Genomic DNA, 18,939 nt, shown 5'->3' with positions numbered 1-18,939 from the left:
CTGATTTTTGTGGTCAGGCCCCCTGTTTTGATTGTTCGCGACCCTGGCTTATAAGCTTTGCCTGCAGGGTCGCCCGTTTAATTGGTGTCTAGTCGATAACTTCCATGGACTCCTTGTAGACGACACCACGTTCTTCCAGTCCCTGTTTTAAAAATGATACACATTCAGCTCTTTTCCCGAGATACTCAGGTGGGGAGATTCCAACGTGCGAATAAGTTCCGCTGGCAATCAGCCGTAGAGCATGTGTGGCAGTGTAGCCGGTGGTTCGAGCCATTGAAATAATATCGGTTTCTGGGCAATAGCGGTCATTCATATCAATGGTGTAGCGAACTTTTTGACCATTCTTTGTCCCTTCAATAACCGACTGAAAAATGGTGATGTCTGCTTCACCTGGCTTAAGTTGCCAATTTGGAAAAAGTACCTGTCCTGTCATTTCAAGTGGACTCACCTTGCTACCGTTGAACTCTAATGTCTTTTCTTTAGAGAAAAAGCCTAGTTCCCTCAGAATCGCCATTTTTTCAATATGGCCGGGATAGCGTAGTGTTTTTTCTTTCATATTGGGGGCGTCTATAGTTTGCGCCAGAGTACGCAGACCATCGGTATTAAAAGCTTCCAGAGTTCCTACCTCAGGAAAGAAAATATATTCAGGATCCGACAGAGCAGGGCGAACGACTTCTTTACCATTTTCGATATATCGAGCAGGGCGTATATATTCTTCAATAACGTCTATCGGTGAAAAAACTGCTTTATACTCACTTGGCCATTCCCTGATTTCCGGTAGTCCTCCGACAAAAGTTAAAATGCTATCAACCATGTCCAGTTGTTGGACTGCATTCATAATCAGTACGCTACCCATGCCAGGGTAAATACCGCAGTCCATAACCATGGTTACTCCATTTTCTTTCGCCAATTGATCAAGTTCGAAAGGATCTTCTTCATAAAAAGAAATACAGGCACAGTTTTTTCCGGCTTTAATGATTGCCTTGGCGGTTTCAAATCCCATGAATCCTGGAACTGCACTGACAACTAGATCAAAGTGGCTAACTAGTTCTGTGACGTTGTCAGGAAAGGATAAGTCTTTCTGAATAGTTGTTATGTCTGAACATTGCTGTTTGAGTCTGGCCAGCGCTAAGGTAGAGAAATCTGCTACACTAACGTCAAATTGATCTTCTACGGCCAGATCTCTGGCTATTGGCCCGCCAACCAGACCTGCGCCAAGCACGATAACTTTCATCGGTAAACTCCTTAAAATAAGAATAAAAACTAAGATTTTTTAGTCAAAAAGAATTTCTCGATATCACCGAAAGTGATTGTGAGCAAAAAACACTACGTACAGATGCAATAAATTTAAACCCTGTATCGAGTTAGGTGGTATTCGAGAATTAAAAAGGCTGATTTAGCTAGAGTCCGCTAAAGCGGTTGACATACGCAACCAGCTCAGTGCTTGCCGAGTTGAGCAAATAAGAGGCTGATTCGCGTTGATTCATAGAGGTCATTATTTTTGTCGATAACCCCAAGCTTACATTTACTTCTCACTAAATATCAAGAGCTATATTGAGCACTACTGAAAAAATCACTCAATTATCTTGGTCAGGACAGTGTCCCATAGTACCGACTTAATTGTTAAAGTTAATGCACTTATTTTTTTATCACGGTTGAAAAATAAATCTATGCTTTTTAACTGAGCTGTACTATAGGCAAGAAGAACATAAGAATGATAATAAAAAAATCCTAGTTCTCCCGGGTTACTATTGAAAGGATTGGAAAACGGCTGTTGCCAAAGTAAACTGTAACAGAGCGCGTTTCCTTGCTGTCGAAAAGCTCCTCTTGCATATCGGGGAAAATACGCTTGCCATTGGCAAACAATGCCAATAGATGATTCGCTTCAAATATTCTTCTGCCACCGGCCATGTTTTTAATGGTGACTGTTGCCCAACGTTCCCCTTGTTCATTGCTCATAGTTAAGGCATGAATTACTTTAAACTGACTTTTTTCCGGATAGACTTTGTTATCATTGCGAAATTGGATTAACTCTGAATTGACTATTGTCTGGTCGATCATAAGGCTTTCTGAAAGCGAATCAGATGCTTTGGCATGCATTGAAAGAAAAAGTAAGAAAAGAAATAATACCAAAACGATAAGTAGTGTTTTTGGGAGCACACTGGAGGCCTTTGATAATGAATTTTACCATAGCATAGTTTAATTAGCTGAACCCTGGCTGAATAACAATGTGATTAACATGAGAGAGAAAGTAAACTCGTTCTCTCTCATTCATCAGATATACTACGGCTTTCAAAATATAGCTTATGATAATGAAGGTTCAAGCTTATATTCTTCTGTTTTTGTGTTAGCTGACATCTTTAATTGGATAGTGATCCTGTTTTCTGTATTTTGCCCTTGCTAGTTCCAGTTTTTCCTCTTCTTCTAGTAAGGCTTCCTGCATTTTGCGATACATTCTTAATGAATAAAAACTAAATGGTGAGAAGAAAAGTTTTATAATCACGGGCATTAGCTCTATGGCAATAAAGAAGATTTTCAGTAACCAGCTAAACAACATTGCGGCTTCGCCTATTTCGGGATCTCGATGGATATTTTTTAGCGCAAGGTAACGGCGTAGCATTCCTGTTTTCACCTCATAAAACAATCCATCTTTTTCAAGTTTCTGACGATACTCATCCATTTTCTTTTGTTTTTCATCAATTGCACGGTTGAGCATACTTTTAGCGGTGCCTAAACTATCTTCGAGGCGTGCAATTGTTTGCTTGTTTTGTTCATAATTTGCCTCGGTAAGTTGTAAATCATTGATGTTTTTCTGTACCTGATTTAGTGCCTGGAGAGCTGACTCAATATCAGGTTTTAGCGACTCGAGCTTTTGTTGGGTATCTTTTAACTCACTCTCAAGAATTTCTATCTGTTTCCCTAGGTCTGTATATGTAGCTACCGCACGATGATATTTAGGGCCCTCTGTAGGCGCACGACCATCCTTTCCAGTACGTTCCAGTAAGGCTTCATTGAACCAGAAATTATAGTCTTCTCGTGCCTTAGCCAGTCGCTTATTGATAGATGCTATCTCATTGAATAGTGTTTGTTGAGTTCGCTGTAACTCTGTAGAGTTTTGCTGCTTGATAGACAGAGTATTGCTTAAGGTTGATTCATCGTCAGTGCGTGATGCTTGCTCGTAACGATGGTTTTGATCACTCAGTTGCTGGATTTCAGCTTGAATATCTTCAACTTTCCTGCGATCAACACTGATGCCGGTTTCCAGCTCCTGTTCATATTTTTCAAGCTTGGTAAAGTAGGGACGATTTTTCTCATTTGATTCATGTTGAATCTGCTCATCGATTGCATTGGCTTGTAAACTGATTTCCGCTAGCGTCGCCAGGCCAACGGCGATGATTAATGAATAAATAATTCTCGGGATAAGACCTAATATGCTTCTAAATGGGATACCTCCTTTAAAAGGATTTTTCAGTGCCCAGTCCGATCCGATAATAGCCTGATCAAGGAAGAACAAAGTAAGAGAGAAGATAATTCCAACGATAACTGCGACTTTAAAGTCCAGAAATAAAGATACCCCGTAGGTGAACAACATGCAGGTAAAGGCAAAGGTTACTAATTGACGAAAGACCATCGCGTAAACCAGGGTCCGATCGTATTTTCCACACTTCTTTAACTCTTCGTAGTCAGTAAGTGAAAGAAAAGAGAATAGTTTGAAAAAAATTCCTTCTTTGAATAAGTTTTTTTCAAAGTCATTTCTTATTGCCATGACCGGTTTATTGTCGGCCGAAATTTTTTCATTGCTATACTCGTCTGCCATGGTCTGCCTCTAAAAGATTGAACAACTCGAACGGGTAAAAATAGAGTTTTAAAGAGTATTAAGACGACAGAAAGTAAGATTTGGTTGTTTTGAATTTGTAAATATATGTGTGTATCAGTAGATGCATTACCGCTGGAATAGGTTAATACTCTTCTACCGTTAGCAGGAGTAACGGCAGGCAATGACGATGGACTTTAATGGCTACTACTATGCCGCAGGTACGTTCCCCAGATAAATCATGGTCATTCCGAGAGTATTAGCCAGACCGTGAGAAATAATCAAAGGCCACAAACGTCTGCCACACAGGATATAAATAGTACCTGAAACTATGCCGATAAGTCCTGTTTCCACCATCCCTGTTATGCCCTGATAATACATATGCTGTTGACCAAAAATTACCGCTTGAGCGATGATTGCGAGTGTCGTTTTAGCTGGCAGCCCAGTGAAAATACTTTCAAACCGATTTAACAGATATCCGCGAAATAATAGTTCCTCGGTGAAACCGCCGATAATCCAGGATACTAAAAGCCAATATAGGTAAACAGGCAGGTTGCCGGGAACATCTGCAAACCGGTTTTGAGTAAAATTGATTGTTTGCTCATTGACAACTTGAGGCGATAGCAGGCCGTTAGCTATTGCTCCGGCTATTACGCCTGTTACGATAGTTACTACTAATGCACCGACCGTCCATAACAACAACTTTATATGGGATTGTGTATGAGCAAAGCCAAGCTCTGACCATAATTGACTTCTCGATTTAAGGCGCCAGCTAGCGATTGTGAGCGCTACTATAAGCGAGACAGGTCCAGCAAAGGTCCATGTTGAAGAAAATTGCAGCAAAAAGTACTTGATGGCAAATAACGTTGCCAGGATCAGGAACAGATCCAGAAAGAGTGCTTTTTTATTGATTTGAGTGTTCACCGGAGTGGTCATGTTAATGTCCTGATAAATTTGAGAGGCGCTCTTTTAAGGGGGTTTCAAGCAAGGATTTCTCAGCATCCCTGATCACCTGAGTGAGCTGACACTCTAGATCTGATTCCAGCTCTTCAAAAGCACGAGCCAGGTTCTGGACAAATGGAATGAGCTGTTTTACTTCTTCTTTTCCTTTTCTGGTAAGCACTACATATTTGGCCCTCTTATCTTTATCCGATGAGCCTTTTGTTACCAGACCTAGCTTTATCAAAGAGTTAATTCTTTGAGTTGCCATTTGGTGGCTCACACTTAAAGCATTAGCAAGACAAGCGACAGTAACATTCTGATTGTTGTCCAGATAGAAAACAGTGGACAAAGCTGTTGACGGAGTAACCATTCCCTTTTCGAGCAGTATTGTTGTCCCCTGTTCGATAATGAGATCCGCCAGCCTGCGTGCAAAATGAGCCAGGTAGGGGCTTCCAAGAGTATCAAGGTAATCATTATCGGAGGGGGCAATATCTATCTTACTATTGTGCATGTTTTGAATATTTCCGCTTGTCTATATATGCAGGTACTTGTATATATTATCCTGAGTGACGAATTTGTACAAGTACTTGTAAGTATTTTTGTTGGGGTTGGGGTGTATCTATGTCACATAGCTTTGGATTTACCTCTCTTTTCGAGATTTTTTAACACTTTTAGCAACCTCGAGCTTAAATTCCAACTAATCGCCTATCCCAATTGACTGGAGTTGACTATATTCATTTACATGGAATCTTCTGTTTCTTGTCGGCGGAAATAGTCGCGAAGGGAAATCTTGACATGTACGAAATTGAGGCAGGAAAAAATCAAATTCTTCATGCTGAAAATAATGAAAAAAAACTGTCAGAACGGATAGCTATTCGAGTTAGAAATATCAGTTTATTGCTTTTGATTTTACTTACTATCATGAGCATGGGAATATATTTCAAAGTCATTACTGAAAACCACAATAACGCTCAGCAAGTTCTGGATGCGATTACCAAAAGCATTGGTGACAAAACCCTGGAGATAGAAAAGCTGGTCAGAAAGGTCGAGCCAGTGGTGGAACAGATATCACAAGATATTGCTAGTGGAAGACTGGATATCGATAAAATAGAGGAGCGACTTCAAAAGGATTTGAAAGAGAATGCCTGGATGTATGGATTAGGTCTGGCATTTGAGCCAAAATCTAGTCCCGACAGTCCCCGGCTATTTTCTCGCTATTTTGTTATTGAGGATGATAATACTGTTGTAGAACGACCAATCAAATATGACTACACTCAATTTGAATATACCTGGTATCGCAAGCCTCTTTTAGAAGGAAATACCTGGTCTGAACCATTCTACGGACAAGCAAGCAAGCGTTTGATTACTGAGTTTGGTATCCCCTTCTGGTTGCCAGGAAAAGACAAGGACAGGGATGCACCGAGTGGCGTTATTTTTGGCAATCTTTCGATAGACAAACTCAAAAAACTGATTCAGTTTGAACATGAGACTATTGCCTATTATTTCGTTCTTTCCCGTCAGGGACGCTATATAGTTCACCCCGACGAAGAGTTAATACTTACCGGCGGTACTATCTTCGAGTCTGCGTGGCAAGCCGAAGATAGTACCTTGAACTCAATGGCTATTCACGCGGTTGCCGGAGAGAAAGGGTATGTTTCACATATTAATCCAATGACGCAGGAGAAATCCTGGATGATCTACCAGCCTATGGCCGGACTTGGTTGGGCTGCGGTGGTTATTGTCGACCAGGAGAGAACTTTGGATGAAGATAACTTGCGTCGTCAATGGTTCCTTCTTATCTTCCTGTTAACTACCTGGTTGGTATTGTCAATTATCGTCATATTTTTCAGTTTTTCCGCGCCATTAAAACATTCGCTCTTTGCTTCAATATTAGCATCGCTAATCATTTTTGCCGGTGTAGGTGGATTCTGGACTGTAGCTGAATATTATCCGCTTCAAGAAAGTGTTGACGAGATAAAAGTAATGAGTGGCAATGTACTTAATGATTTCACCAATCGTCAAAAGCAGACGGCGAATGAGCGTTTTATCGAGCAGCCGAGATTTGTAAAAACGGGTGTTTACCTGCAGTCGATCGAATTTCAAGGTGCTAACAATGTAAAAATATCAGGATATGTCTGGCAGCACTATAAAAAAGGAGAGCACAAAGGTGTTTCACGCGGGTTGGTATTTCCTGAGGCGGAAACGCCTTTGATGCAGCAGGTTTATCGAGAGTTAGCAGATCCATCGGATCCAGCTTGTAGTCTGAAAAAAATTGAAGATTATGACTGCGAAGAACTCATCGGCTGGTATGTGTTTGCGACGCTTAGGCAAGAGTTTGACTATTCGCTCTATCCCCTCGATTCTCAGCAAGTCTGGTTGCGGATGTGGCACCAGGATTTTAAAAAGCATGTAATTCTGATACCTGATCTTGAGTCATACTTTCTACCAAACCCCGAATTGACTCCCGGTGTGCAAGATGGCTTTGTATTGCCTGGCTGGAAAATGGAAGAAAGCTGGTTTAGCTTTCACAACGAAAAATTTAGCACTAATTTTGGTAGTAAAAGAGCTAATGGCTTGATCAATAAACCTGAGCTGTTATACAACGTCAAAATTCGACGTGAATTTTTAACACCATTTGTTTCTCGTATTATTCCGGTTCTACTAATCTTGATCATCATGTTCTTGATCGTATTGATTAGTACCAAATCAAGCAAGGCTGCGGATTGGCTTGGATTTTCCGCTAGCAATGTTGTTATTGGATTGTCCGCACTATTTTTTGTTGTGGGTATAAATCATTCTGAACTAAGACAGTCTCTTGAGTCATCAAGAATCATGTATTTTGAATACTTCTATTTCGTTATCTACGTCATGCTTTTATATGTAGCCGTCAGCTCCATTTATATTGCCAAGCATGAAGCTATTCAAGGTAGAGATGAAAATTTTATTTCGAAAACACTTTACTGGCCGGCATTGTCCTCAGTGTTGTTTTTTGTAACCATTTGGGTGTTCTATTAAAAATGAAAAGCAATATCAAGCAAGGTCTGTTTTTTCTGTTAATCGCAGTAGTAATGATTTCTTTAATCTTTATTATTGTTAGTTATTTCCATAGACCGGCAATAAAGATAGGAGTAATGCACTCTTTAAGTGGAACCATGGCTGTTAGTGAAAAAGGCGTTGTGGACGCTGTGCTGCTCGCTGTTGATGAAATCAATCAACAAGGTGGTTTAATGGGAAGAAAAATAAAGGCCGTTGTGCGCGATGGCGAGTCTAGCCCAAGGATATTTACCGAAATTGCAAAAGCGCTAATTGAGAAAGACGAGGTAGAGGCTATTTTTGGTTGTTGGACTTCGAGTTGCCGCAAGGCTGTTCTACCTGTTATAGAGAAAAACAACCATTTACTTTACTACCCATTACAGTATGAAGGTATGGAGCTATCAAAAAATGTTATTTATCTTGGAGAGGTTCCCAATCAACAAGTATTGCCTGCCTTAGAGTGGACATTTAGTGAAATTGGCAAGCGAATCTATCTTATTGGATCGGATTATATTTATCCTCGAGCAACCAATCAAGTGATAAAAGATCAAGTAGAAAAATGGAGAGGAGAAATTGTTGGTGAGTCTTATGTGCCCTTAGGCGAAAAGAATTTTTCTTCGGTTGTTGAGGATATTCGTCGAGTTATGCCAGATGCTATTTTCAATACTATTAATGGTGACAGCAATTTAAGCTTTTTCAAAGCTCTTAGAGAAAGTAATATTTATCCAAAGTCAGTGCCGACTTTCTCATTTTCCATTGCTGAAGATGAGCTATCCCTGTTTGCTGATGTTGATATGGATGGAGATTTTCTAGTGTGGAATTATTTATCAGATTCCAATAACCATATTAATCAGGAGTTCAAAAAGAGATTCACTGAAAAATATGGAGCGATGAGCAGGATCGGTAATCCGATGGTTACGGCCTATTTGGGAGTGCATTTATGGGCAAAAGCCGTAAGAATGGCGAGAACTTCTGAAGTGGAAGAGGTATTAAAATATACCAGTGATATATCTATTCAGGGGCCTGGTGGCATGATATACGTTGAGAAAAATACGCATCATACCTGGAAGCCAATTCATATCGCTCAAATTGACAAGAACAAGCAACTTCGCAGCGTATGGTTTTCCAAGGTGCCTATTGCTCCGCAACCGTTTCCTCAGAGTCGTAGCGAGAAGGAGTGGAAAGCTTTTGTTGACGAATTTTAGTTGTTTATTAATTCGATAATTTATCGCCAATGTCGACGGGAACCGATATTATACCGGTCAATAACCTTTACTATAACCTCTTAACTACGACCCTTAACTAAGAAGAGGCCAATCCGAGATAGTACATTCCATGACAAAAATCGATGCTGATAGCGGTAAAATATCTGCCGAAAATAATGAGCTAGTTCAGCAACAGGCGACAGATAATAGTTCACCAAAACAAGAATTCTCCAGTTTGCTACTAAAAAGAGAGCTTCTGCGGGCGTTAACTGAAAATAATTATGTTAAGCCGACACCAATCCAGTTAAAAGTTATTCCAGCAATTCAGGCGGGACATGATCTAATGGCCTCAGCTCAAACCGGAACAGGCAAAACCGCTGCTTTTATTTTACCAATTCTTAATCAATTAAGTGACGCCAAGCCGCCGAAAGGGAATCAGGTAAAGGCTTTGGTATTGGTACCTACCAGAGAGCTTGCGCTTCAGGTACACCAAAATGCTGAGAAATATGGACTTTATACAGGATGTCGATCGCTAGTGGTTTATGGCGGAGTAAAAATTAATCCGCAAATGATGAAGCTTCGTAAAGGAGCCAGCGTGTTAATTGCTACTCCTGGTCGTTTATTGGATCTAATGGACAAGAATGCGGTTAAATTTGATGAACTCCAGTATCTGGTATTGGACGAAGCTGATCGAATGTTAGATATGGGATTTCTACCGGATATAGAGCGCATCAAAGCGAAATTACCTCAGGGTCGGCAGACGCTTCTACTTTCTGCCACATTTTCAGAAACCATCAAGCAGCTAAGTAAACAGTTCTTAAATCATCCGCTTGAAGTCGAAGTGACACCGGCAAATACTACTGCACGTACGGTTGACCAGTGGTTTCATCCTGTTGAGAAAAGTCAAAAAACAGCTTTGTTAAGCTATCTGATTGGGCACCATCGTTGGGAAAAAGCTTTAATATTCGTAAAAACTAAAAAGGGAGCAAACAAGCTCGCGTATGATCTGGAAAAGTCGGGTATTAAATCTACCGCTATCCACGGAGACAAGAAGCAGGGAGCGAGAAATAGAGCACTATCAGAATTTAAAGCAGGTAAGGTACAGGCTTTAGTTGCGACGGATGTTGCTGCGCGAGGACTGGATATCGAACAGATGCCTTTGGTGGTCAACTATGAACTACCGAAAGTTGCCGAAGATTATGTTCACCGCATAGGTCGAACCGGACGAGCAGGTGAAGCCGGACAGGCTATTTCTCTGATCAGTATGGATGAAATTGATTTGTTGAAAAAAGTACAAAGTTTAATCGGAGTAAAGCTTAAAAAAATTGGGGTCTCTGGATTTAAACCTGAGCAAAAATTTCCTGATATTCCGTTAGTTGCGGCAAAAAAGAAAAAGCCACATAAGAAAAAAATAGCAAAAGCAAAAATCAAGGCAGAAACAAAAAAGCGGTCTGCATCCAGGAAAAAGCAAGTTGATAAAAACTCAATAAGCAAAAAATAATTGGGATTTATTCAGTAACGACAGTTTTTTCAAGAATAATCTGTTTTAATTTACTCGCACTCATTGTTTGTGCTGTTCTTTTGAGCGGATTACCCGATTTTTTTTGTTTCTCTGGATCAAATATAAAGCCCTCCAGAGTGTCTGAATTTGAAAAATATCGAATAATTGAACCGCAGATCGGAGTCTCGTAACGGAAGGCGCTTTTATGTGAGCCTTTGATTGTAAGCCGGATTAACCAATGACTGTTAGTTGGAAAATAACGTCTTTTGGATTTGAGGCGCTCTTCTTCTGTTGATTCCGGGACAGTATTTGAATAGTAGAAAACTAGACCTTCTCCGGTATCTATCTTATCACCAACTCTGCCAGTAGATTTATCATCCCAAAAGTCAATAATTTCGAATTCAAAGCCGGGGTAGATCTTGCCCTGGAACTCAATCTCTTTATCGTTGACCTTAACCAGGGCGATACGTTCGTTAGTCTTTGCTTTACTTGATTCAATCTCGCGAGTGAAAGGTTGAGACGTTCCACAGGTAATAGCAAATGCTTTATCAACAGCCGTCAAGATAATGAGTAACAACAGAAAAGTCTTTTTCATAAGAAGTTTCCTCCGACAAGGGATGCTGATTATTTTTAAATGCTATTGCAATAAATAACGGAATGCAAAGAACCGTTGGAAATACCGACCCTGAGCCTTTCGTTCTCCTTGGTTGTCGTAAGTTTGAATAGTGCTTATGTTTGGCATTTATCAGAGTTAGATTCGTTGAACAGGCTCAAATGGATTATTTGTGGTAAAGGAAGGTTTCTGTAGCCTATCAAGAAGCTATAATGAATCGGATAACATTGTTGAGTAGATTTCAGCTGCAGCGCATATTCATTCAGAGGACTGGAACAGATGGGACATAGAGATATGAATCGTTCAGGAAAATCAGATTATTTTGTCTCTTCAGAGTGTCACCTGTGTGATGAGTTGAAGCAAGTGCAGTCACACAGATTGGCTTTGGAATCGGACGCGAAAAGTATTTATCAGCGGCTACGCAACTATGAGGAACAGCGACAGCTATTGTTAGTTCGTAGTGATGGGTTAACAAGCCTGTTTCGATGTAAGAGCTGTTATCAGGAATGGGTTTTCATGCATGGTGATGGTCCTCTTAGCGCCTATTTTCTAAAGTCAAAGTCAGGCAGATAGCTATTTCAGATGAACAATGCTGCTTTTTAAGGTAACTTTGTAGTAACATCCTGCATAGGTTTTCTGTTAACACAAATCTATTTTGATGCTTGGTATTTTTAATCGCGAAAAACAGCTGTTGGATGAAGATATTATTCTGTGGATTTTCGACAGCTATGCTTGGGCCATGGAACAGTTTGACAAGACTGTTTTTCTGGACGAAGCCGTACTGGTTCTCCCAAATAACGAGTATTTCCCGGGTAAGGAAACCTCAGTAGAGGGGATGGCGGATTTAATATTCAGTCAGGTTAAAGCATATGCGGGAATGGAACACTGGCCCACCGAATTAGTTAGACTTGACGAAACTCAGTGTGAACTACCGCAACAACCTCCTCTGATCGTCAGCGGTAAATTGCGCGGTAAAGGCGCTGTTGCCGAATTTAAGTCCTATTCTCCGCAGTTGCCGGTGGTTGATGAATCTGTCCACTTCTCAAGTATGCCGGTTTCCAGTTTTCCACACCCCAAAATGCAGCAAGTATCAACTGAGTCGGCATCAGCAAAGGCGATTATTTTTGCCTATCATTCTCAGCAGCTTAGAAGTCCTGAAGGTATTATCGCCCATTTTGTTCATGGTTTGTCTCACCATCTGATAAGTGCCGCAGGAAAGCTTCCTCCCGGAGGAAAGGATTACCTTCCCATGGCGGGAGAACTCATTGGTATCTTTATGGGATTCGGTGTGATATTTGCTAATAGCGCAATAGTTCCTCGCAGTGGTGGTTGCGGTGGTTGTGGCGGCGCACAGGCACCGTTCAGGCAGGTATTTATGAATGAAGAGGAGTCGACCTATGCGCTCGCTCTGTTTTGTCAGCTCAAAGGAATTGATGGCAAAAAAGCCGCAAGGCATCTGAAAAAACATTTGCGTGGATTTTTCAAATCTGCGCTTAGAGACTGTAAACAAAGGTTGGAACATTATCCGCAGCTGAAACTTGTTTAAGCCAGCAGGTGGGCGCCTCAACAAATTAATATCTACGCTGGTGGTGTGAATTTGCCATTACCTGTTGCAAAGCCACTTACTCTTAACCATTTTGATATATTGTTGGTCAACTCGATATTGCCGACCACCAACATCGCTTCACTTTCTATGGCTTTATGCATGGAAAGTTCACCATACCAGATTTTGGTCATTTGCTCGACTGTGGTTGTGATATACACATCGACCTCATAGCCTAAATCCTGGCTGCAAAATTGTGCTTCACCATTGTATATATTGATAAAGTGCCTGGGGTTGTCCGGGTTGTCTTTAAAGGTAAATTGTATGGTAATGTCGCAGTCGGGTAGTTCGTCCAGGTCGATCGCTCCGGACAAATCTCGCAGTAATCCATATACGGTATTCTGCTTTTCCGTCATTCCTTCATTTGCAAAGCGCATACCCCATTTACCTATTTCTGTTAATACAGGGCCAAGCGCTTTCCCTGAAGGGGTTAGATAATAATCGTAGCGGCCTTGAGTCGCCGTTTTCTTTCTCAGTATGATACCGTTTTCTTCCAGCATTCTAAGTCGATTTTTTAGTAACGTTGGAGAGATATTGGGCATGTATTTTTGAAATTGAGAGTATTTGGTTGAGCCCAGAAACATTTCTCTGATAATTTGTAAGGTCCACCGCTCTGCAAGAATAGAGGTCGCCATCGACACTGGACAGGCTTCCCCATAGTCGTACTTTTCGCTGAGATTTTGCTCGTCGAGCATCCGTTCATTCATAGTCGTTCCTTATCTACTATCCCGATTTAGTGTGAAAACCGTTTAGCCTGGTAACTCTTTTCGCTACAAATTATGTAGTCAATTACAACATTTATTGGACTAAAAATGAATAGCTTTCAGTTTTAACCTGTTTGTTAAGACACGGTATTCATTATCACCAATAAGGAGACGAGCCATGATTTACAACAATATCAGCCAGACTATAGGGAATACGCCAATTGTGAAATTAAACAAATTGGTGCAGCAAGGAACAAATATCTACGTTAAGCTGGAAAGTTTTAATCCGGGTGGTTCGGTTAAAGATCGGATGGCCAAAGCTATTATTGAAGACGCTGAAAGGCGAGGCGAGTTGACACCCGGACAGACAGTCATTGAAGCAACCTCGGGTAATACCGGCATAGCTCTGGCAATGGTATGCGCAGCCAAAGGCTATCCATTTGTCGCAACTATGGTGGAAACTTTTTCTGTGGAAAGACGAAAAATAATGCGCGCTTTGGGAGCGAAAGTCATACTGACTCCCGCGGCAGAGAAAGCGACCGGAATGGTTAAGCGAGCGGAGGAACTGGCAAAAGCTAATGGCTGGTTTCAACCAAAACAGTTTGAAAACCCTGCCAACCCGGCTATTCATAGGATTACCACAGCCCAGGAAATTCTGTGTGATTTTGAAGATAAGCCACTCGACTTTTTAGTTTGTGGCTGGGGTACCGGCGGAACCATTACCGGTATAGGGGAGGCACTAAAGTTAATTCGACCCGATATTAATGTTGTAGCCTATGAGCCTCAGGCTTCACAGTTGCTTAAAGGCAAAGAGTGGCAGCCACATAAAATACAGGGGGTTGGACCTAACTTTATGCCTGACGTACTTAACCCCGATATAGTGGATATTCTGGAAACTGTTACCGATGAAGAAGCGAAAGACACTGCAATGAGGTTGGCCGCTGAAGAAGGTATCTTTGTTGGATTATCCGCAGGTGGAGCAGTTGCCGCAGCGCTTAAAGTCGCACAAAAGGCTGAGCAATCAGTCAACATTTTAGTCATGTTGCCTGATACAGGAGAGCGTTATCTTTCTACTTACCTGTTTGAAGATTTGCTCGAAGGCTCTGACGATGAATTTTTGAGTAGTTTGGAAAATAAAAAAGTCTATTCTAACTGAAAGATATGGGATCAAATTAATTCCGGTTAATTTGCTCTTGGCATAGTCGGGCTGGTTTGCGATAATTGTGGCAGGTGTTATGGGACGCCTGCCCGCCAAGAGGATCTCACCCATTCGAAATGTTACTGATTCGCTGATAATTCAGCCAGATATAGCATTATCATTCTGAATATTTGTTGTGCGGGGAACAAAAATCTTATTTGGAATTGAAATATGTTATCGCCAATCGAAGAACTAAAAATCCAGTCTAAAAAACTGTTAAAATCAATTCGCACAGATACTAGCGAGCCTCAAGTCAAAAGCTTTCAAAAATATATATCCGGTAAAAAGTCTGGTAACCCAATTCAGTTGAAGCATTGTCAAAACTATATTGCCCAGCATTATGGCTTCGATGACTGGCTTCATGCGCGCCGAGTACTTGAGTGTGAAAATCAGCAACTATTGCAAGATTACGGAACTTTCTGGTATTCGAGTCGTTGCAGCAGTTTGCTTAATCACTGGTGCAATACTTATCGCGAAGCTCTGGAGCTGTTAAATCAACATGGCGGTTTTTTACTGCCCTACAAAAATCAGTTTATCGTAGTTGAGAATAACTTTCTGGAAGCGCTTGGTATGCCCGGGTGTGAAGAGTTATGGCATGCACTGGCAAATAACTGGTGTCAGGGAGATTCAGATATTCGCCGGCAGCTGGCTTTCAAAAGAGTTAGCGTTAAACGGACTCAGTGATTGTCTGTGGCTGTTGTCTGTGACTATTGTGCGTGACAGGACTCCTCATTATTCGATTAAAATCCGAAGCTGAGGAGTCTATTGCAGGTTAGTTAATCGAGTGGTTGCAACATTTTACCATCTGTACGACGTGTTCGTGGTTGGTACCACAACAGCCTCCTATGACCCTCAGATTCTTTAATACTGAATTAAGTTTCGAATAATCGAGGCCCAGCGCAACCGGGTCTCCGCTATCGAGTTCGGTCGACTCATCCAGTTCGGCGTGACTTTTACAAGAAGCATTACTTCTTAATCCTTGTATTCGTTGGCACCAGGCGGCGTCGCCCAGTCTATTTTGAAAGTGACTTGGATGGGCACAGTTGATCATATAATAAAGCGGATAATTTGCAGTTTCCCGGTCGATTGTTTCTATTGCACTTTTGAGTGATTCTCCTGAGGGAAGTTGACCGTCGGTTTCTGTAGTAAACGAAATAACTATTGGCATATTCAATTTTTTGGCTGCCAGAGAAATTCCTAGTGCTTCATCAACATTGGTCATAGTCAGGGCCGTTACCAGATCCGCATCGGTCGCTTCAAACGCGGTGATTTGCGCTGTATGGTAGTTGATACTCTGTTGGATACTCATTTTCTGCTGGGGTTGATAGCCATCGAAGCGAGGTCCGATGCAGCCACTAATCAGGCATGGTTGCGAAACAGGATAGCTTTTGCGAAGTTCATTCAAATACTCGATTGCATGAGCGTTAATGACTGATACCTGATCAGGAGAGTACCCCAGTTTGGCAATATAATCAGGGTTCGCTCTCCAGGTAGGAGCTTCGAGAATTATCCCTCTGTGATGAGTGCGAGCAATTTCCAGATAATGCTGATAATAATCAGTTAAATCTTCTCGACCTTGCTGTGTTTCCAATAATGGAAATGATGCAAACTCGGGAAGTTCATAGCCATTCTTAAAAATAAGCTCTGTTTCAAGTCCTCCGTCGGTTATCAGTGGACTCTGTTGTGTTAAAGGTAATTGTCGGCGATATAAACTCATTTTCTCTCCTTAGTGTGAGTTGCAAAACTATGTTATTACGGTTAGTTAATTTTATAAAAGCCGTGGGGTGAATGCAGTAGACCGCAGGTATGAATCTTCAGGTTTTTAATTTCTTTTATTTCAATAAGTTAAAAAACATGCGGAGGGATTTCGAGTTTCTGGATTAATTTACTATACCTTTGGTATAGTAAATTAAAGTTTTTAAGGAGCAGGGAAGTTAATAGAGCGATGAAAAGGGCTGATTCAACGAAAAAACGAATTATGGATGTAGCAGAAAGTATTATTCTGCAAAAGGGCTTTGCCAGTACATCTATTGAAGAAATTATTCAGCAAGCGCATATTACCAAAGGCGGTTTCTTTTATCATTTTGACGGAAAAAGTGAGTTGGCTTATGGACTACTTAACCGCTATTTATCTGCTGATGACGAATTTTTTAATGATTTGTTTTCCCGCGCCAGAGAGCTAACAGAAGATCCGTTGCAACAAATGTTGCTATTTTTAAAACTGTTGGCAGAGGCTATGCTGGCACTAGAAGACACTCATCCCGGTTGTTTGGTGGCGGCTTTTACTTATGAAAGTCAGCAATTCGATCATAGTATCATTGAGACAATGAAGAAGGGGACTTTAGCCTGGCGTGCTCTTTTTAGTGAGCAATTATCTGTAATCATGGCAAGTCGTAAACCCAGGCTGGCAATAGAGATCGATGAATTGGCCGATATGCTTTCAGCAGTACTTGAAGGAGGGATAATTCTCTCCCGGATATTAACTGATCGCCATGTTCTGGCGTCGCAAATATTACAATATCGAAATTACCTACGCCTTTTATTTGAGAACTCGATTGAAGTTCGAACCGACGACTAATTACTTAATAGTCGACTCCGCCATACACTTGCTTTTCTTTTGATAAAGGCTCGGAGTAATTCCGATAACCTGTTTAAACTGTCGGGTAAAGTGCGCTTGATCGTAGAAACCGGACTCCAGGGCTATTTCGGTCAGGTTCATGTTGCAAGGATTATTTTTAATTAAGTTTCTGGCAAATTCCAGTCGTTTTATCATGGAATACTGTTTGGGAACCAGGCCAAGATGATGCTTGAAGTCACGATCAAGTTGTCGCTGACTCAGGTTAAGCAACTCACTGAGCGAAGCAATTTCAATCTTGCCACGACTTGAATTAATATGACGAACCGCGGTACGCACTCGTAAGCTTACTGGTTGCGAATTTTTTAAAATTGATAGCAACGTATGGTCAAGTAGGTTTATACGCTTTTGAAGGCTTTTTGATTCGGCAAGTTGTTCGTAGAGATCCTTTCCAATACCTTTTATTGAAAGCTCATCCGGTTGTAGAAGTTGTTCAACCAACTCGGACAATGGTTGTGAATAAAACGTTGAAGCGCTGCCAGGATAAAAGCGAATGCCCAGGGTATTAATATCATTTGTTGTTTGCAGGTTGTGCGTGATTAAAGTCGGACCTGAAATAAAAACATCGTTACTTACTAGCTGGTTATTAACTTTAATGGAATTCGAGAAGTTGAAAATAATTCCGCTACCACCTTCGGGATGAAAATAGTCTGTTTGTATTTTTGATGTTGATTCGGATGAGTGGTGATTATCATTGACCTGGATATGCCAATAACATTGCACTAGCTCTCTTAGCGCAGGATGGGGTTTCAGGCGCTGAAAGTTTAAATGAGCCAATGGGCTAGCTTTTGATTGTAGTGTCAACTATTTGAATCCATTGAATTGACTGAATTTGCTGAATCGACTGAATTCGCTAAATCCAATAGTTATTGTGATCCAACAAACTCTGTCTTGAGTGGTGAATGCAGATTATATCAGGGGAGGAAACTTTGGTCAGCTAGTGACAATAACTGGTTACATGATTCTAAATCGAAATACAAAAGAGAAATACAAAAGAGTCATAACCTGTCCTGTCTAAAAAATACAATTCTTGCATGACTTAATAGCGTATCTTTCCAATCGCATTATCTAAATAACCCCTGACTGTTTATTCATGGAGAAGAAGATGACGATTTCTATTAACTACTGGAAAATAGCACCAAATGCAGTTTTACCCATTTTAGAGATAGAAAAATATACTACTCGGGAGCTGGAAAACAACCAGCTGAATAAGGCGTTGCTGGAGCTGGTAAAGATTCGAGTATCACAACTAAACGCTTGTGCCTACTGCATCGACATGCACACTAAAGACTCTCGTGCCCTTGGAGAAACTGAGCAGCGCCTCTATGGCCTGAGTGCGTGGAGAGAAACACCCTACTATAGCGAAAAGGAGCGGGCGGCATTGGCCTGGTGTGAAGCAATTACCGGGATCAATAATCAACCGGTCTGTGATAGTTTGAAGGAGGAAATGAAACATCACTTTGATGAAAGATCTATTGTAGATTTAACTATGGCGATATGTGCTATTAATAGCTGGAATCGCCTGGCAGGTAGTTTAGGGGCTGATGTTGGTAGTTATCAGGTGGGGCAATACCGCTAGATAGCTTTGAAGTGCGCTATTCAAAACGAGGTAAGATGGATTTTTTTGAACCCAGGTAATACATGGACTCAAAAGGTTTCGCAGCGCCTTGTTTTGCTGCGACCTACTTTTG

At 41.1% G+C, this 18,939-nt stretch carries 18 protein-coding genes; 9 read left to right on the top strand and 9 right to left on the bottom strand.

What is annotated here, in order from left to right; genetic code table 11:
• Nucleotides 1-88 precede the first annotated feature (88 nt).
• The 5 genes from IYN84_RS18710 to IYN84_RS18690 all read right to left on the bottom strand — a co-directional run bounded on the left by IYN84_RS18710 (nucleotide 89) and on the right by IYN84_RS18690 (nucleotide 5,267).
• Nucleotides 89-1,234 (bottom strand): saccharopine dehydrogenase family protein, encoded by a 1,146-nt coding sequence (locus IYN84_RS18710; protein WP_196140795.1) that lies wholly within the window; start codon nucleotides 1,232-1,234, stop codon nucleotides 89-91.
• Nucleotides 1,235-1,731: 497 nt separating this feature from the next.
• Nucleotides 1,732-2,160: a hypothetical protein gene (locus tag IYN84_RS18705; RefSeq protein WP_196140794.1), complete on the bottom strand. Its 429-nt coding sequence runs from the start codon at nucleotides 2,158-2,160 to the stop codon at nucleotides 1,732-1,734.
• 187 nt (nucleotides 2,161-2,347) lie between these two features.
• Complete coding sequence (locus IYN84_RS18700) at nucleotides 2,348-3,817, bottom strand: DUF4407 domain-containing protein (RefSeq protein ID WP_196140793.1); 1,470 nt, start codon at nucleotides 3,815-3,817, stop codon at nucleotides 2,348-2,350.
• A 207-nt stretch (nucleotides 3,818-4,024) separates the two neighbouring features.
• Entirely contained in the window at nucleotides 4,025-4,750 is a 726-nt protein-coding gene (locus IYN84_RS18695; RefSeq protein WP_196140792.1) for a CPBP family intramembrane glutamic endopeptidase, read from the bottom strand.
• A gap of 1 nt (nucleotide 4,751) precedes the next feature.
• Entirely contained in the window at nucleotides 4,752-5,267 is a 516-nt protein-coding gene (locus IYN84_RS18690; protein WP_196140791.1) for a MarR family winged helix-turn-helix transcriptional regulator, read from the bottom strand.
• Between the two features lie 284 nt (nucleotides 5,268-5,551).
• Here IYN84_RS18690 and IYN84_RS18685 point away from each other — a divergent pair, with 284 nt between their 5' ends.
• From IYN84_RS18685 to IYN84_RS18675, 3 genes are all read left to right on the top strand, one after another.
• Nucleotides 5,552-7,771 (top strand): hypothetical protein, encoded by a 2,220-nt coding sequence (locus tag IYN84_RS18685; protein ID WP_196140790.1) that lies wholly within the window; start codon nucleotides 5,552-5,554, stop codon nucleotides 7,769-7,771.
• Nucleotides 7,772-7,773: 2 nt separating this feature from the next.
• On the top strand, nucleotides 7,774-8,994 hold the full coding sequence (locus tag IYN84_RS18680) for an urea ABC transporter substrate-binding protein (RefSeq protein WP_196140789.1): 1,221 nt from the start codon (nucleotides 7,774-7,776) through the stop codon (nucleotides 8,992-8,994).
• 130 nt (nucleotides 8,995-9,124) lie between these two features.
• Nucleotides 9,125-10,495, top strand: coding sequence for a DEAD/DEAH box helicase (locus tag IYN84_RS18675; protein WP_196140788.1), 1,371 nt, complete (start codon nucleotides 9,125-9,127; stop codon nucleotides 10,493-10,495).
• A gap of 7 nt (nucleotides 10,496-10,502) precedes the next feature.
• On the opposite strand, the gene IYN84_RS18670 is transcribed toward IYN84_RS18675, so the two are convergent.
• Complete coding sequence (locus tag IYN84_RS18670) at nucleotides 10,503-11,090, bottom strand: hypothetical protein (RefSeq protein ID WP_196140787.1); 588 nt, start codon at nucleotides 11,088-11,090, stop codon at nucleotides 10,503-10,505.
• A gap of 297 nt (nucleotides 11,091-11,387) precedes the next feature.
• Between IYN84_RS18670 and IYN84_RS18665 the strand changes: the two genes are divergently transcribed.
• Together IYN84_RS18665 and IYN84_RS18660 are read left to right on the top strand one after the other, a co-directional pair.
• Nucleotides 11,388-11,681, top strand: a complete 294-nt coding sequence (locus tag IYN84_RS18665; RefSeq protein WP_196140786.1) for a hypothetical protein — start codon at nucleotides 11,388-11,390, stop codon at nucleotides 11,679-11,681.
• A gap of 85 nt (nucleotides 11,682-11,766) precedes the next feature.
• A complete protein-coding gene (locus tag IYN84_RS18660) occupies nucleotides 11,767-12,654 on the top strand; it encodes a hypothetical protein (protein ID WP_196140785.1) in 888 nt (295 codons plus the stop codon).
• Between the two features lie 32 nt (nucleotides 12,655-12,686).
• Here IYN84_RS18660 and IYN84_RS18655 read toward each other — a convergent pair whose 3' ends face one another.
• Nucleotides 12,687-13,418 (bottom strand): helix-turn-helix domain-containing protein, encoded by a 732-nt coding sequence (locus IYN84_RS18655; protein ID WP_196140784.1) that lies wholly within the window; start codon nucleotides 13,416-13,418, stop codon nucleotides 12,687-12,689.
• Between the two features lie 175 nt (nucleotides 13,419-13,593).
• Between IYN84_RS18655 and cysK the strand changes: the two genes are divergently transcribed.
• Both cysK and IYN84_RS18645 read left to right on the top strand, forming a co-directional pair.
• Nucleotides 13,594-14,571, top strand: coding sequence for a cysteine synthase A (gene cysK / locus IYN84_RS18650; protein ID WP_196140783.1), 978 nt, complete (start codon nucleotides 13,594-13,596; stop codon nucleotides 14,569-14,571).
• A gap of 213 nt (nucleotides 14,572-14,784) precedes the next feature.
• A complete protein-coding gene (locus IYN84_RS18645; RefSeq protein ID WP_196140782.1) occupies nucleotides 14,785-15,297 on the top strand; it encodes a hypothetical protein in 513 nt (170 codons plus the stop codon).
• Nucleotides 15,298-15,385: 88 nt separating this feature from the next.
• Here IYN84_RS18645 and IYN84_RS18640 read toward each other — a convergent pair whose 3' ends face one another.
• Nucleotides 15,386-16,330 (bottom strand): homocysteine S-methyltransferase family protein, encoded by a 945-nt coding sequence (locus IYN84_RS18640; RefSeq protein WP_196140781.1) that lies wholly within the window; start codon nucleotides 16,328-16,330, stop codon nucleotides 15,386-15,388.
• Between the two features lie 228 nt (nucleotides 16,331-16,558).
• On the opposite strand from IYN84_RS18640, the gene IYN84_RS18635 reads away from it, so the two are divergent.
• A complete protein-coding gene (locus IYN84_RS18635) occupies nucleotides 16,559-17,191 on the top strand; it encodes a TetR/AcrR family transcriptional regulator (protein ID WP_196140780.1) in 633 nt (210 codons plus the stop codon).
• Here IYN84_RS18635 and IYN84_RS18630 read toward each other — a convergent pair whose 3' ends face one another.
• Entirely contained in the window at nucleotides 17,192-18,052 is an 861-nt protein-coding gene (locus IYN84_RS18630; protein WP_196140779.1) for an AraC family transcriptional regulator, read from the bottom strand.
• A 301-nt stretch (nucleotides 18,053-18,353) separates the two neighbouring features.
• Between IYN84_RS18630 and IYN84_RS18625 the strand changes: the two genes are divergently transcribed.
• Complete coding sequence (locus tag IYN84_RS18625; RefSeq protein WP_196140778.1) at nucleotides 18,354-18,827, top strand: carboxymuconolactone decarboxylase family protein; 474 nt, start codon at nucleotides 18,354-18,356, stop codon at nucleotides 18,825-18,827.
• The last annotated feature ends 112 nt before the right edge of the window (nucleotides 18,828-18,939 follow it).

This window comes from Aliikangiella sp. G2MR2-5 (assembly GCF_015687155.1).
In the GTDB taxonomy this organism is placed as follows: Bacteria; Pseudomonadota; Gammaproteobacteria; order Enterobacterales; family Kangiellaceae; genus Aliikangiella.
The sequence above is the reverse complement of the archived record's forward strand: the minus strand, read 5'-3'. Positions and strand labels throughout refer to the sequence as shown.